This is a genomic window from Streptomyces sp. NPDC029159, assembly GCF_055564055.1.
Map to the genome: position 1 here is coordinate 425,697 of NZ_JBVHWT010000005.1, position 14,920 is coordinate 440,616.

The 14,920-nt window shown below is 74.8% G+C and carries 9 protein-coding genes; 4 read left to right on the plus strand and 5 right to left on the minus strand.

All coding sequences use genetic code 11. From position 1 onward, the window contains the following. Positions 1-16: 16 nt before the first annotated feature. The gene (locus tag ACZ4U4_RS14180; protein WP_467873023.1) at positions 17-670 is read right to left on the minus strand and encodes a pyridoxine/pyridoxamine 5'-phosphate oxidase; all 654 of its coding nucleotides are present in this window, start codon (positions 668-670) and stop codon (positions 17-19) included. Between the two features lie 237 nt (positions 671-907). On the opposite strand from ACZ4U4_RS14180, the gene ACZ4U4_RS14185 reads away from it, so the two are divergent. Next, positions 908-1,408 (plus strand): hypothetical protein, encoded by a 501-nt coding sequence (locus ACZ4U4_RS14185; protein WP_467873026.1) that lies wholly within the window; start codon positions 908-910, stop codon positions 1,406-1,408. 48 nt (positions 1,409-1,456) lie between these two features. Here the strand turns inward: ACZ4U4_RS14185 and ACZ4U4_RS14190 are convergent, their stop codons facing one another. Continuing rightward, complete coding sequence (locus ACZ4U4_RS14190; protein WP_467873029.1) at positions 1,457-3,472, minus strand: N-acetylmuramoyl-L-alanine amidase; 2,016 nt, start codon at positions 3,470-3,472, stop codon at positions 1,457-1,459. Positions 3,473-3,802: 330 nt separating this feature from the next. Then, positions 3,803-4,930 (minus strand): aminoglycoside phosphotransferase family protein, encoded by a 1,128-nt coding sequence (locus ACZ4U4_RS14195; protein ID WP_467873031.1) that lies wholly within the window; start codon positions 4,928-4,930, stop codon positions 3,803-3,805. A gap of 287 nt (positions 4,931-5,217) precedes the next feature. Here ACZ4U4_RS14195 and ACZ4U4_RS14200 point away from each other — a divergent pair, with 287 nt between their 5' ends. Further along, positions 5,218-6,762 (plus strand): DNA-binding protein NsdB, encoded by a 1,545-nt coding sequence (locus ACZ4U4_RS14200; RefSeq protein WP_467873034.1) that lies wholly within the window; start codon positions 5,218-5,220, stop codon positions 6,760-6,762. 137 nt (positions 6,763-6,899) lie between these two features. Here the strand turns inward: ACZ4U4_RS14200 and ACZ4U4_RS14205 are convergent, their stop codons facing one another. Next, the gene (locus tag ACZ4U4_RS14205; RefSeq protein WP_467873036.1) at positions 6,900-8,354 is read right to left on the minus strand and encodes a PP2C family protein-serine/threonine phosphatase; all 1,455 of its coding nucleotides are present in this window, start codon (positions 8,352-8,354) and stop codon (positions 6,900-6,902) included. A 355-nt stretch (positions 8,355-8,709) separates the two neighbouring features. Here ACZ4U4_RS14205 and ACZ4U4_RS14210 point away from each other — a divergent pair, with 355 nt between their 5' ends. Next, a complete protein-coding gene (locus ACZ4U4_RS14210) occupies positions 8,710-10,134 on the plus strand; it encodes a HEAT repeat domain-containing protein (RefSeq protein ID WP_467873038.1) in 1,425 nt (474 codons plus the stop codon). A gap of 67 nt (positions 10,135-10,201) precedes the next feature. On the opposite strand, the gene ACZ4U4_RS14215 is transcribed toward ACZ4U4_RS14210, so the two are convergent. Beyond that, a complete protein-coding gene (locus ACZ4U4_RS14215; protein WP_467873041.1) occupies positions 10,202-11,077 on the minus strand; it encodes a C97 family peptidase in 876 nt (291 codons plus the stop codon). A 228-nt stretch (positions 11,078-11,305) separates the two neighbouring features. Between ACZ4U4_RS14215 and ACZ4U4_RS14220 the strand changes: the two genes are divergently transcribed. Then, on the plus strand, positions 11,306-14,920 hold the full coding sequence (locus tag ACZ4U4_RS14220; RefSeq protein WP_467873043.1) for a hydantoinase B/oxoprolinase family protein: 3,615 nt from the start codon (positions 11,306-11,308) through the stop codon (positions 14,918-14,920).

The following is a 14,920-nucleotide window of genomic DNA, read 5'->3' on the forward strand; positions in this document are numbered from 1 at the left end:
GGCCGGCCGCCCGCCGTCACGGCCAGAGCAGGCCCTTCGTCCAGCTCGCGCCGTCGCGCCGGTACGCGAGCCGGGTGTGGCGGCGGTCCCGGGCGCCCTGCCAGAACTCCACCTCCTCGGCGCGTACGGTGCACACCGTCCAGCCGGGCGCCACCAGCGAGGGATCGCGCGCGATCCGCTCCGCCGCCGCCTTCACCGCGGTGTCCCGCTCGTCGAGGCCGGTCAGCGGAGCGCTCTGGCGACCCGGCAACGCCTCCGCCCGGGCCTCCGCGCCGCGCGCCAGGAAGTCGGCGGCCGCCACCTCCGCACTCTCCTCCACCACCGGCCCCCGCACCCGGACCTGCCGGGCCAGCGGCTGCCAGTAGAACGTCAGCGCCGCGTACGGGCGGGCGGTCAGCTCGCGGCCCTTGAGACTGTCGCGGTGCACGGCGAACCGCCAGCCGTCCGGGCCGAGGTCCTTGAGGATCAGCATCCGCGCCGACGGCCGGCCCGCGGCGTCGGCCGTGGACACCGTCATCGCATGCGGTTCGGGCACCTGGCGGCGGATCGCGTCCATCAACCAGGTGGTGAACAGCGCCACCGGATCGTCCGGTGTGTCGTCGGGATCGAACACGGGCAGCTCACCCGCGAAAACCGGAAGAGCACGCAGCAGTTGCCGGATGTCGCTCATCTCGCCCCCTGACGGATGGAGTGGATGCGCCGGACGCTACCAAGAGGGGCCCGGCGGCGGGCACCGTCCGTACCCCTCGGCACGAGCGCCGCCGGGACGGCCGTACGATCCGCCGCGCCCCGGCCGCGCCACCCCCGCGGCCGGGGCCCGCCACCCCGCGGCCCGGGCCCCGCACCGGCCCGCCGGGCCCCCGCCGCCGGGTCCGCCGACCGCCGTCCGGGCACGTACGATGGCGGCATGTCCTTCCTCCGCCGCCGCAGCGCAGCCACGCCCGCCGGGCCTGACTTCGACGTCCTCGCCATGGATCCCGGGGACTGGCCGGGCAACCTCGGAGCCGGGCTGCTGCCCGCCCCCGACGGCACCTGCCAGGGCGTCTTCCTCCGCTACGACCTGTTCGGCGGCCGCGGCCCCGCGATGGTCATCGGGAACCTCCCGGAGGGCTCCCCGGCCCGCGAGCTGGACGAGGGCGAGGTGCCCTTCGAGGTCGCCCAGCTGCTGGCGGCGCTCGGCAACGACGAGCCGGTCGAGGTCGTCGAGAGCGAGGACACCCCCGTCATGCACGACGACAACCTCCTCATCGTCAAGCGCATCAAGTGCTCTGAAAGCCGCGTCTCCTGCGTGCAGTTCGACCGCAGCGACGGCGTGCTGGTCACCATCGCCAGCTGGGACCGCCCCATCACCGACGACCTCTACGCCCTCCTCAAGCCGCTGCCGGCCGAACTCTTCCAGCAGCACTGACGGCGCAAGGGCCGGGAGCGCGAGGCCCCCGGCCCGCACGGCAGGCGGTTACGCCCCGCCCCGCCGCACCTCGACATCCGCGGCCCGCACATACCCGATCCGGTGCCCGACCTGGATCACGTAGTAGCGGTCCTCGCCCCGGACGACGGCATGGGTGGCCGTGTCGTAGCCGGGCGCGGAGAAGTAGTCCCCGAGCAGCGACCCGCCGGTGGCGTACCGCTCCCCGGCGTGCAGCTGGTACGGCAGCGGTGAGACCGCCTGCACCGGTACCCCTGCCGGATACGCCGCCTTCTCCGGGTACGCCCGCCCGTAGACCGGGATCGTCGCCCGCCCCGCCTTCGGCGTCACCGTCGCGCCCGACGTGCGGAAGGCCGTGCGGTGCTTCGCCGGATTCTCGAACCACGCCCGCTGCCCGAGGTACCAGATCGCCGTCCAGTCGCCCTGCTGCCCGGCGAACGCGAACCGCTGACCGGTGCTGGCCCGCGCCCCCAGATCGTTGACGTCGGTCGTCGACGGACTGCCGTCCGGCCGCAGCCCGACATCCTTGACCAGCGCCGCGTCCGCGCTCGGCGCGACACGCAGCCGCACCGCCTCCGACCCGTGCGCGGCACACGGCTCGCCCGCCTTCTCACACCCCGTGTACGGCGGCTTGTTCGTCGCGTAGTCCGGCGCGATCACGACGACATCGCCCGCCGCCCGCCGCTGCGCCGCGAACGGCTTGCCCAGCAGCGTGAAGTAGTGCGCCCAGTCCCAGTACGGACCGGGGTCGGTGTGCATCCCCGGGATCGTCGAGGTCGTCGTCCCCGGTACGTTGTCGTGGCCCAGGATGTGCTGCCGGTCCAGCGGCACCCCGTACTTCCTGCTCAGATACGTCACCAGCCGCGCCGAGCTGCGGTACATCGCCTCCGTGTACCAGGCGTCGGGAGCGGTCAGGAACCCTTCGTGTTCGATACCGATGGAGTGGGAGTTGATGTACCAGTTCCCGGCCTGCCAGGCGACGTCCTTCGTCGGCACGTGCTGGGCGATCAGCCCGTCGGACGAGCGGACCGTGTAGTGCCACGACACATACGTCGGGTCCTGGACCAGCTTCAGCGACGTCTCCCACGACCCCTCGGTGTCATGGATGACGATCGTGTCGACCTTGAGGTCCTCGGGCCGGTCGGCCTTGTCGTGGTTGCCGTAGTCGCCGTCCCCGAACTTCTCGTACGGCGCCGGGACCGACTCGCACGCCACCGACGCCGGGCACTCGGGCCGCGCCGCCGGGGCCGACGCCTGCCGGACCGCCGGAGCGATACGTTTCGCCTGCGCGGCGTCGGGGCGCAGCGCGGGAGCCGCCGCCAGCGTCACCCGCTGCCCCGCGTCCGTGGTCCGCGCCTGGCCGTGCCGCAGCGTGTCGAAGACCTCGTCGGCGAAGCCCCGCCCGCCGGCCGCGTCACCCGCCCCGGCGTACCGCGCCACCGCGGCGTACCAGCCGGCCGGGCCGGCGTCGGGCGCCAGCCCCAGGTTCCGCTGTTCCGCGGCGAGCAGCGCCGCACCGCCGAGGATGTTCGCCGCCGGATCGCTGCGCAGCCTCGCCGCCGGGATACCGGTCAGCTCGGCCGCCCGGGGCAGCGTCCGCAGCCGCGCGGGCAGCGCGGCGGGCAGCGTCTGCGGGGCGGCCCCCCGGTGACCGGCCGCGACCGGCCGCGCGGCGTCGCCCCGCGGGTCGTCGTCGGCCTCGCTGTGCCGCGCCACCCGGGCCACCGCCGCCCGGGCGTCCGTCAGATGCATCGGGCCGTACCCGCCGTCCACACTGGGCGCACCGGCGTGCGCGTCCCAGCGGGACTCCAGGTAGGAGACGCCCAGCAGCACACTGCTCGGTACGTGGTAGCGGGCGGCGGCCTCGGTGAAGGCCCGCTGGAGGGTGTCCGCCGCGGGCTCGGCGGCGCCGGCCGGGCCGGTGGCCGACACCAGCGGGAGCAGCAGCGCCCCGGCGGCGAGGGCCGTCGCGGTGCGGACGGCCGGACGGGAGGTGCGTCGCCCGCCCTCCGGATCGGTGCTCCGGAATCTTCGCAGTCTTCGCAAGGCAACCTCCTGGGACCGGCCCCGGCCGGGGCGTTGTGACGGGTGATGCGCAGACGTCCGAACGGGCCGGGACTCGACCCATGAGCCCCGACCGGCCTAGAGGTATCGGGTGCCCGACGATCCGTCAATCACCTGGCCACCGCGGAATTTCGCATGTCAGCGCGGTACGGGGCGAGTCTTCCCGGGATCGGCCTGCGGCCTGCGGGGCGTCAGTGGAGTGGACCAGTGGCGGCCCGGAAGCGACCGCCGCGTCATGGCCCGCCCGGGCCCCGGCACGACGAAGGGCGGCGCATCCGTCGCTCCGGATGCGCCGCCCCTCCGCTTCACCGCTCAGCGGGTGCCGACCGCCGCCCGCACCGCCCGCCGGGCCATCTGGGCGTCGTCGTGCAGCCGCCGCAGCAACAGCCGCTGCTCCTCGCCCGCGGAGAGCACGCCGGGCACGCCCCCCGCCGGAGTGCCCTCCGGCACCGGCTCCCGCATCGTGCGCTGCACCGCGCTCTCGTACCGCTGGATCTCCCGCGTCAGCACCAGCATCAGATTGACCAGGAACGCATCCCGTGCCGCCGGGCCCGACGCCTGGGCCAGCTGGCTGATCTGACGGCGGGCCGCAGGCGCCTCGCCGAGCTGCGCCCACAGCGTCGCCAGGTCGTAGCCGGGCAGGTACCACCCGGCGCTGTCCCAGTCGAGCAGCACCGGACCCATCGGCGACAGCAGGACGTTGTTCAGGAGCGCGTCGCCGTGCGAGAACTGGCCCCGGACGTGCGGGATCCCGCGCAGCAGCTTCCGCAGGTCGCCCAGGTCCCGGTCGGTCAGCAGCCCCAGCTCGTGGTAGCGCGCGATCCGGCGGCCGTAGTCCAGCGGGGCGTCGAAGAGCCCGGGTGGCGGCTGCCAGAGGTTGATCCGGCAGATCGCACCCAGCGCCGCCCGCACGTCCCCGCGGGCCGGAGCCTCGGAGGGGTGGCGCTGGAGGGCGGCGACGCGGCCCGGCATCCGCTCCACCACCAGCGTGCAGTTGTCGGGATCGGCGGCGACCAGCCGCGGCACCCGCACCGGGGGACGGTGCCGGACGAACGCCCGGTACGCCACTATTTCCTGCCGGAACCGCTCGACCCAGGCGGGGGAGTGGTCCAGTAAACACTTCGCGACCGCGGTGGTCCGCCCCGTCGTGCCCACCAGCAGCACCGACCGGCCGCCGCGCCGCAGCACCTGGACCGGATGGAACTCCGGACAGATGCGGTGCACGGCGGCGACGGCGGCGCGCAGCGGGGCGCCCTGGGGGCCGGACAGATCGAGCCGCCCGCTCAGCGGCTGGGCGACCGCGCCCGCCCGCCGGACCCGGCCACCAGCGAGCCCGGGCACCATCCCCGCGGCGGCCGGATCGGGGTACGGCCGGCCGCCCGCGGGCTGGTGACGGTACGTCCGGGTGGGGGCGGTCACGGCGGACGATGCTGCGTACATGGGTGAGACGGATCCCTTCGTGCGCCGACGAGTGGTGCGCTCCCGGCCCGGTGGCGGGAGCCCGCCGTACGGACCTCGTGCAGAAGGCCGGTTCGGCGTGCCCCTGGAGCAGGGCGCGCACCCTGGGGAATGCGGTCCCGCCACCGAGCCGGGGGCGGCACGTCTACACAACACACCGGCGCGGGTGGCAGACCATGTGGCGCACCCTGGCGAACCCCTGGCGAATGCTCACAGCCCATGTCAACGGCGGTTAGTGTCAACGCAGTCGAGGAACCTGGGGGCTTGACGTGGGCAGGGAGCCGAACACCCGTCTCGCGGACCTTTTCGGACTGGCCGGCTGGTCCAAGGGCGAACTGGCGAGGGCGGTCAACCGGCAGGCGGCGGCCATGGGCCATCCGCAGCTGGCGACCGACACCTCGCGGGTCCGGCGCTGGATCGACATGGGGGAGACCCCCAGAGATCCGGTGCCGAAGGTGCTCGCCTCCCTGTTCACCGAGCGCCTCGGCCGTGTCGTAACCACCGAGGATCTCGGGTTCGCCCGGAGCGGCCGTACGGGGAGGCGGCAGTCCGACGACGGGCTGCCGTGGGCTCCCGAGCGGACCGCCGCGGTCCTCACGGAATTCACGGGAATGGACCTCATGCTCAACCGACGCGGTCTGGTGGGCGCGGGCGCGGCGCTCGCCGCGGGCTCCGCGCTGACCGGCGCCATGGACAACTGGCTGCACACCGACCCGACGCCGCGGCCCGACGCCGCGGCGCACCCCGATCCGCTCACCTCCGCCGGCTTCGAACCCTCCCACCGCTACGACCAGATCGGCCTCGACCGCTACGAGGCGGCGCCCGTCGGCTCCCAGGAGATCGACGCGCTGGAACGCTCCGTGGAGGTCTTCCGCGCCTGGGACGCCGCCCGCGGCGGCGGGCTCCAGCGCAAGGCAGTGGTCGGCCAGCTCAACGAGGTCGGCGGCATGCTCGCCTACCGCCACCCCGACCATCTCCAGCGCAGGCTCTGGGGCGTGGCGGCCAACCTCGCCGTGCTGGCCGGCTGGATGTCCCACGACGTGGGACTGGAGCCCACGGCGCAGAAGTACTTCGTCATCGCCGCGCACGCCGCGCGGGAGGGCGGCGACCGGCCGCGCGCCGGTGAGGCGCTCTCCCGCGCCGCCCGCCAGATGGTCCACCTGGGCCGCCCGGACGACGCGCTCGACCTGATGCAGCTGGCCTCCTCCGGCTCCGGCGAACAGGCGCTGCCCCGCACCCGCGCCATGCTGCGCACCATCGAGGCATGGGCCCACGCGGCCAAGGGCAACGGCAACGCCGTCCGCCGCACGCTGGGCGAGGCCGAGGAGCTGTTCGTCTCCGACAAGGGCGATGTGCCGCCGCCCGGTTGGATGCAGATGTTCGACGAGGCCGATCTGCACGGCATGGAGGCGCTGGCCTACCGCACCCTCGCCGAACACGACCCGTCGGCCGCCGGTCTCGCGCAGAGCCACGCCAACCGGGCCCTCCAGCTACGGGAGTCCGGCCGCCGCCGGTCGCAGATCTTCGACTACCTCTCGATGGCCTCGGCCTGCTTCATCGGCAACGACCCCGAACAGGCCGACCGCTACGCCCGGTTGGCGCTGGCCGCCATCGGCGAGAACTCCTCGCACCGCACCTGGGACCGGCTCCGCGAGATGTACCGCCTCGCCGGGCAGTACTCCGGCAACGACCGGATCAAGGAGCTGCGCGCGGAGATCGACGAGGTGATGCCCAAGCCACGCGGCAAGGCGAAGGTGCCGGCCCCGGCGACGGCGCTCGACACCCGGCTCGGTACCACCACCTTCTCGGTCTGAGCCGATGCCGTACGCCCTCGACGCCGGCCCGGCCCGTACGCGCCGGAGCAGACCGACGGCCGGGAGGGGCGGCGTGACCGGGACGCCGGATCCGGTCACCGCATCCCGGCCCTCCCGGCCGGCCGTTCCCCCTCGGCTCAGCTGACCCGCGCGATCAGCAGACAGGCGTCGTCCTCACGCGTGGCGCCGTCGAACTCCTCGACGGCGAGCCGGACACATTCCTGGGCGTCCCGGGCCGCCGTGAAGCGCGGCGCGAGGGAGAGCAGCCGCTCGGCCGCCTCCTGGGCCGCGTCCGGACCGTGGGCGCGGCGCGGCAGCAGACCGTCGGTGTGCAGCACGAGCAGATCGCCGGGGGCCAGCCGCTCGGTGCGCTGACCGTAGGCGGCGCTGGCGGTCGCGCCGAGGAGGACGCCCTCCGGCGGGTCCAGCGCGCGCCCCGTGCCGCCGCGGAAGAGCAGCGGCGCGGGGTGCCCGGCCTGGGCCCACTCCAGCTCCCGGGTGGCCGGGTCGAACCGGGCGCAGACGGCGCTGCCCAGCGCGGGCTGCGCGGCGGAGTCCAGGAGTTGGTTGAGGAAGCCCATCAGCGGCCCGGGGCGGTGCCCGGCCACCGCCATCCCGCGCAGCGCGCCCAGCACCATCGCCATCCCGGACGTTGCGCTGGCGCCGTGTCCGGTCAGATCGCCGACGCTCAACAGTGTGGTGGTGTCGGGGAGTTGCAGGGCGTCGAACCAGTCGCCGCCGATCAGGGCGCTGGTGGCGGCGGGGAGGTAGTGCCCGGCCAGATCGAGGGCGACCGGGCCGCCCTGCGGGAAGCGGAGCGGACCGCGCCACGGCGGCAGCACGGCCTCCTGCAGTTCGACCGCGAGCCGGTGCTCCGTCCGTGCCGCGTGGCGCCTGCGCTGGAGCGAATCGCGGCTCTCGCGCACCGCCCGCTCACTGCGCCGCAGCTCGCTGACGTCGCGCAGCACCGCCCACATGCACGCCGTCGAGCCGTCCGCGTCCAGCACCGGCTCACCGGTCATGTGGACCGTCCGCACCCGGGCGTCGGGGCGTACGACACGGAACTCGCCGTCGATGGGGCGGCCGTCCACCAGGCAGTCGGTGACCATCGTGGCCAGATGTTGCTGGTCTTCGGCGAAAACCAGCGCAGGGAGCTCGTCGAGGGTCAGCGGGCCGTCGGAGGGCTCCCGGCCCAGGATGGTGAACAGCTCCTCGGACCAGCTGACCTCGTCGGTGAGGAGATTCCACTCCGCGCTGCCCACCCGGCTCAGCAGCGAACCGCGCGGTGGCTCCTCCTCGGCGGGCGGCGCGAGCGGCCCGGCGTACGCCGCGCCGTCGGTCTCCTCCGGGGGCAGTCCCTCTCTGAGCTGGTCGAGATGGCCGCCGACGTCGTCGAGGTGGTGGACGGCGAGGTCGCACAGCGCACGCTGCCAGCGCAGCTGCGGATCGACGGTCACGTCGTCGGTCGCCGACGACCCGCGTACGGCGTCGAGGCCACCGCGCAGCCGGCGGGCCTGGCTGATCAGTGCCTCGACCGTGTCGCGCTCGGGTGGCTGGGCGGACGGACGGTCCGCGAAGAGGGGGGACGGCATCGATTCTCCGAGATATGGCGGCGCCGGCCACGGCGGTCCTGTCCTGGCCGACAGAGCGCGCCCGGGGGCTGGTGTGTGGGCCGGGTAACGACTCTTGCACAGGCTGCGACGGTCTGTAAGTGATTTGGCATGACCCGGGACGGCGTTGCGGTCGGCATATGCCCCGGGCTCTGTGGGGGCGTCACTGGCCGAATCGGCGGAATGACAGATTCCAAGCTAGGCTGCGCCCGCCGTCGCGCTGCCGGGCCCACCGATCCACGCTGGGAACGACGCATACGGCCCGCGGTCACCGGCAAGAATGCCGGTCGGCGGAAATCCCGTTGCCAGCCAGTCCCCCGCACCGGATGCTGACCTCATGTTCGATCCAGACATAGCGCCCAGTGGCACCCTGCTCGGCCTCCTGCAGCGAGGCCGCGGCGACGGGACCCTGCACGCCCTCGCGGCGCCGCGGGCCGAGGCGCTCGCGGCGCTCGACGACTGCGTGCTGCGCGATGCCCGCCGCGACTGGCAGGTGGAGAACCGCTCCCTCTACTACGCGCGCCTCTACATGCAGCTCGACGGCGGGCTCGACGCGATCGAACGGCACCTCTTCCATCCGGACGACGGCGTCGACACCGCCGAGGAGCGCACCGGCCTCGCCCTCGCCGTCCTCGGCCACCTCGCCGCCTACGGCCGCGACGCCGCCCGCCTGCTGCTGCGCGGGTACGCCGCGACCGGCAGCAACTGGCGCTGGGCCCTGGACGAGCTGGCGCTGCGCGACGACGACGCAGGCTTGGCCGCTCTGGCCCCCGCCGTGCTCGCCCGCTTCCCCGCCACCGCCGAGGGCGACGCCGCGCTGGCCGCCGCCGTCCGCGACGCCTTCGAACCCCACCCCTGGCGGCTGTGGGCCGAGGACCCGCGCTACGCGGCGCGCCTGGCCGCCGCCGGGGAGCAGGGCTCCTTCGACCGCTGGCAGCGGCAGCTGCGCCCGCGCGGGCCGCGACCCGGCTGGAGCGTCACCGAGGTGCTGCGCTGGGCCGAGGAGGGGGCTCCGGGCGCCGAGGAACAGCGGTATCTCGCCGCCGCCCGCTGCCTGGGCGCCGTCGCCGGTCCCGAGGACCGGCCCACCCTGCTGGACGCCGCCCGGACCGGTCCGGACGCGGCCCGCGCCGCCGTCCTGCACCACCTCGCCGAACGCGGCGACCCCGCCGCCCTCGATCTCGTCGAGGCCACCGTCGGTGGCCCCGACGCGGGCGAGGTGCCCACCGCCGCCGCGCTCGCCGCCTTCGCCCGGATGCCCGCCGCCGACGCCGTCCTCGGCCGCGCCCGCGGCTGGGCCCGCCGCGACGACCGGCTGGGCACCGCCGCTGCCGCCGTCCTCGCCCGCCGCGGCGACGCCCGTGACGCCGGGGTGGTGCTCGCCGCGCTGCGCCGTACGGTCCGTGTCGACGGGCCCGACGCCGGTGCGCTGTGGGAGCTGGTCGACGGCGTCGGGCGGCTCGGCGTCGGCTGCGCGGCGCCGGTGCTGCGCCACGTCTACCGGGAGACGGCCTCCTCCGAGCTGCGCGGGCGGACCGCCGCCGCGCTCGCCGTCACCGATCCCGGCTTCGCCGCCGGGTTCGCCGTGGAATGCCTCTGGGACTGCGAGGAGACCACCCGGGAGCTGGCCGCCCGGCACGCCGCGACCGGTGACGACCGGGTCGTCGAACAGCTCCGCAGGCTCGCCGCCGATCCGGCCGAGGAGGCCGAGGTGCAGACCGCCGTCCGCCGCCGGTTCGGACCGGACGCCTCGCCGGTCTGAGGGACACCCGGCGCCCGGGCGGCACGGGCCCGGCGCCCGTACCGCTCCGCCCGCTCGTGCTCCGGGCTCAGTCCAGCGCGAAGCGGCCCGGTGTCGGGCGCTCCGGCGGGCGCGGGGCCGGAGCCGCCGCGGGTGCCGCGCCGGTGGGGACTTCCCCCGGTGGGCCGTACTCCTCGTCGCCGCTCTCCGAGTCCGACGTCCCGCCCGGTGCCGCGGCGATGTTCTCGCCCTTGCGGGGCACGCCGCCGCGCTCGTTGCGGCGCTTGATGGAGTCCTGGAGGGTGTTCGGGTTCTCCAGCAGCGGCAGGCCGAGACCGGGCGCGGAGCTGCCGGTCGCGGCGCGGTAGACGCCGCGGGCGAAGGTGGTGCAGTTGAAGCTCGCCAGGTTGTAGGAGTGCTTCTTGTTGGCCCGGATGTACTCCTTCGCCTTCTCGAACTGCTCCTGCGTCAGCTCCGCGGTGAATTTGGAGGTCGCGGACCCGGGGTTGTCGAAGTTCTGCTTGACCTCGCCCGGCACCGTCTTCAGCGGGGTGGTGCGCGGTAACTCCTCGGTGGGGAAGAAGCCGTAGGACTTCCACTCCTCGAAGCCGTTCTCGGCCTTGTAGAGGGCGACCCAGGCATGGCCGAAGCCACCGGTCCAGTAGCCGAGGCGGTGGGTGCGGCTGTTCTTGTTCGACTGGAGCTGGATCCGGTACCGGGGGCGGTTCTTCTTGTCCTTGTCTTCGTTCTTGCCGTCGGGTTCCGCCCGTTGCACCGGCCGCGGCCCGAGCGCGCGGACGGTGGCGGCGTTCCCGGCGCTGCGCTGGAGCTCCCGCAGCCCGGCGGGCGTGAGGGGCACCGGGCCCCCGGGACGCGGCACCGGGCGCGGGGCCGCCGGCACCCGCGGGGCGGGGCTCCGGTCCAGTGCGGTACCGGCCGCACCGCGGTCCTGTCGAGTGAACACGGGCTGCTCCTGAAGGCATGGCGTCGGGGCGTGTGAGGTGCCCCCGCAGTCTCCGCACCCCGCGCCCGCCGGTCCAGGTCCGCGAGGGCAGCGCCGGGGGCAGCGTCGGGGCGCCGGAGGGGAGGGCGGAGGCGGTCGTGCGCTGCCCGCGGGGTACGTGGCCGGGCCGCCCGCGCCACGCCCTCGACGCCCCCTGGTGTGCCCCGCCTCCGCTGCCACAATGGCCGGATGACCGGACGCTGGGAGTTCTGGATCGACCGCGGGGGCACCTTCACGGACGTCATCGGCCGGCGGCCGGACGGCCGGCTGGTCACCGCGAAACTGCTCTCGCACCACCCCGAGCGCTACCGCGACGCGGCCGTCGAGGGCATCCGGCGGATGCTGGGGCTCGCGCCGGGGGAGCCGGTGCCCGCCGAGCGGGTCGCCGTCGTCAAGATGGGCACCACCGTCGCCACCAACGCCCTGCTGGAGCGGACCGGCGAACCGACCGTCCTCCTCGTCACCGAGGGTTTCCGCGACGCGCTGCGCATCGCGTACCAGAACCGCCCCCGCATCTTCGACCGGCACATCGTGCTGCCCGAGCCGCTGTACGACCGGGTGATCGAGGTGCCCGAGCGGCTGGACGCGCACGGCGAGGTGGTCCGGCCGCTGGAGACCGCGGCGCTCCGCGGCGAGCTGGCCCGGGCCCGCGCCGACGGGCTGCGCGCCGCCGCCGTCGTCCTGCTGCACGGCTACCGCCACCCCGCCCACGAGAAGGCCGTCGCCGCCCTCGCCGCCGATGCGGGATTCCCGCAGGTCAGCTGCTCGCACGAGGTCAGCCCGCTGATGAAGCTGGTGCCGCGCGGCGACACCACCGTCGTCGACGCGTACCTCTCGCCGGTGCTGCGCCGCTACGTCGAGGAGGTGGCCGACCAGCTCCCCGGCATCCGGCTGATGTTCCTGCAGTCCAACGGCGGACTGCGGCGGGCCGCGCACTTCCGGGGCAAGGACGCGGTGCTGTCCGGTCCGGCCGGTGGCGTCGTCGGCATGGTCCGCTCCGCCGCCGAGGCGGGGCCCGGACACGACCGGGTCATCGGCTTCGACATGGGCGGCACCTCCACCGATGTCTCGCACTACGCGGGCGAGTTCGAGCGGGTCCTCGGCAGCGAGGTGGCCGGGGTGCGGATGCGCGCGCCGATGATGAACATCCACACGGTGGCCGCCGGCGGCGGCTCCGTCCTCCACTTCGACGGGCGCCGCTACCGCGTCGGCCCCGACTCCGCGGGCGCCGACCCCGGGCCCGCCTGCTACCGCCGCGGCGGCCCGCTCACCGTCACCGACGCCAACGTCATGCTCGGCCGGATCCAGCCCGACCACTTCCCGGCGGTCTTCGGCCCGGACGGCGACCGGCCGCTCGACGCGGAGGTGGTCCGCGCCCGCTTCGCCGAGCTGGCCGCGCGCACCGCCCGGGAGAGCGGCGACGACCGCGGGCCGGAGGAGGTAGCCGCCGGATTCCTCGACATCGCCGTCCTCAACATGGCCAACGCGGTCAAGAAGATCTCCGTCCAGCGCGGCCACGACCTCACCCGCTATGCGCTGACCAGCTTCGGCGGCGCCGGTGGCCAGCACGCCTGCGCCGTCGCCGACGCCCTCGGCATCGACACCGTGCTGATCCCGCCGCTCGCCGGGGTGCTCTCCGCGTACGGCATCGGCGTCGCGGACGCCACCGCGATGCGCGAGCGCGCGGTCGAGGCGGAGCTGGACGGCGAGGCGGCGGCGGACCGGGTCCGGGCCGTCTGCGACGAACTGGCCGGGCACACCCGCCGCGAACTCGTCGCCGAGGGCGTGCCCGCCGAGAGCGTCACCACCCGCGCCCGGGTGCTGATCCGCTACGCCGGGACCGACACCACGCTCGGCGTCCCGCTCGCCACCGCGGCGGAGATGGCCGCCGCCTTCACCCGGCTGCACCGCGCCCGCTACGCCTTCACCATGGACAAACCGCTGGTCGCCGAGGCGGTGACGGTCGAGGCGACGGGCGCCGCGGGCGGTGCGGGCGCCGGCGCCGAACGCCCCGGACCCCGTACGGGCGGGATGCGGCCCGCCGCCACCGTCCGGATGTACGCGGGCGGCGCCTGGCGGGACACCCCGCTCTTCGCGCGCACCGGGCTGCGGCCCGGGGACACCGTCACCGGGCCCGCGCTGGTCACCGAGGAGGACGCGACGACGGTCGTCGACCCGGGCTGGCGGGCGACGGTCGGCGACGCCGGGCATCTGGTGCTGGACCGTGCGGAGCCACGTCCGGAGCGGGCGGCCGTCGGGACCGCGGCGGATCCGGTGCTGCTGGAGGTGTTCAACAGCCTCTTCATGGCCATCGCCGAGCAGATGGGCGTCCGGCTGGAGCACACCGCGCACTCCGTCAACATCAAGGAACGCCTCGACTTCTCCTGCGCGCTCTTCGACGCGGACGGCAACCTCATCGCCAACGCCCCGCACATCCCCGTCCACCTGGGCTCGATGGGGGAGTCGATCAAGGAGGTGCTGCGGCGGCGCGGCGCCACCCTGCGGCCGGGCGACGTCTACGCGGTCAACGACCCGTACCACGGCGGCACCCATCTGCCGGACGTCACCGTCGTCACCCCGGTCTTCGACGACGCCGGACGCGAGCTGCTCTTCCTGGTGGCCTCGCGCGGCCACCACGCGGAGATCGGCGGGATCACGCCCGGTTCGATGCCGGCGTTCAGCCGGACCGTCGACGAGGAGGGCGTCCTCTTCGACAACTGGCTGCTGGTCCGCGACGGGCACCTGCGCGAGGACGAGACCCGCGCGCTGCTGACCTCCGGCCCGTACCCCTCGCGCGCCCCCGACGCCAACCTCGCCGATCTGCGCGCCCAGATCGCCGCCAACGAGAAGGGCATCACCGAACTCCGCCGGATGACCGCCCAGTTCGGTCTCGACGTGGTCCGGGCGTACATGGGGCACGTCCAGGACAACGCCGAGGAGTCGGTCCGCCGGATCATCGCCGGGCTCTCCGACGGCGGCTGCGACTACGTCACCGACAGCGGTGCGCACATCAAGGTGGCGCTGACCGTCGACCGGGCCGCCCGCACCGCGGTGCTGGACTTCACCGGCACCTCACCGCAGCAGCCGGGCAACGACAACGCCCCGCGCTCGGTGGTGATGGCCGCGGTGCTCTACGTCTTCCGCACCCTGGTCGCCGACGACATCCCGCTCAACAGCGGCTGTCTGAAACCGGTCGAGGTGCGGGTACCGGACGGCTGCATGCTGGCGCCGTCCCACCCGGCTGCCACGGTCGCCGGGAACGTCGAGACCAGCCAGGCCGTCACCGGCGCCCTCTACGCCGCACTGGGCGTCCAGGCCGAGGGCTCCGGCACGATGAACAACCTGACCTTCGGCAACGACCGGGTGCAGTACTACGAGACGGTCGCCTCCGGCTCCGGCGCCGGCCCGGACTTCGACGGCACCGACGCCGTCCAGACCCATATGACCAACTCCCGGCTCACCGACCCCGAGGTGCTGGAGTGGCGCTACCCGGTGCGGGTCGACGCCTTCGCGGTACGGCCCGGCAGCGGCGGCGCCGGGGCCCACCACGGCGGCGACGGCGTCGAGCGGCGGCTGCGGTTCCTGGAGCCGATGACCATCGCCCTGCTCAGCGGCCACCGCCGCGTCCCGCCGTACGGCATGGCGGGCGGCGCCCCGGGCGCGCTCGGCGAGAACCTCCTGCGGCGCGCCGACGGCACCACCGAGCAGCTGCGTGGCCGCGACACCGCCGAGGTCGGCCCGGACGACGTGCTGGTGGTGCGGACGCCGGGCGGGGGCGGGTACGGGGAGCCGGACGAGACGTGA

What these genes read in the sequence shown, in the direction of transcription:
- ACZ4U4_RS14180 (WP_467873023.1), bottom strand. Translation starts at nt 670, where the DNA reads ATGAGCGACATCCGGCAACTGCTGCGTGCTCTTCCGGTTTTCGCGGGT.
- ACZ4U4_RS14185 (WP_467873026.1), top strand. Translation starts at nt 908, where the DNA reads ATGTCCTTCCTCCGCCGCCGCAGCGCAGCCACGCCCGCCGGGCCTGAC.
- ACZ4U4_RS14195 (WP_467873031.1), bottom strand. Translation starts at nt 4,930, where the DNA reads ATGTACGCAGCATCGTCCGCCGTGACCGCCCCCACCCGGACGTACCGT.
- ACZ4U4_RS14205 (WP_467873036.1), bottom strand. Translation starts at nt 8,354, where the DNA reads ATGCCGTCCCCCCTCTTCGCGGACCGTCCGTCCGCCCAGCCACCCGAG.
- ACZ4U4_RS14210 (WP_467873038.1), top strand. Translation starts at nt 8,710, where the DNA reads ATGTTCGATCCAGACATAGCGCCCAGTGGCACCCTGCTCGGCCTCCTG.
- ACZ4U4_RS14220 (WP_467873043.1), top strand. Translation starts at nt 11,306, where the DNA reads ATGACCGGACGCTGGGAGTTCTGGATCGACCGCGGGGGCACCTTCACG.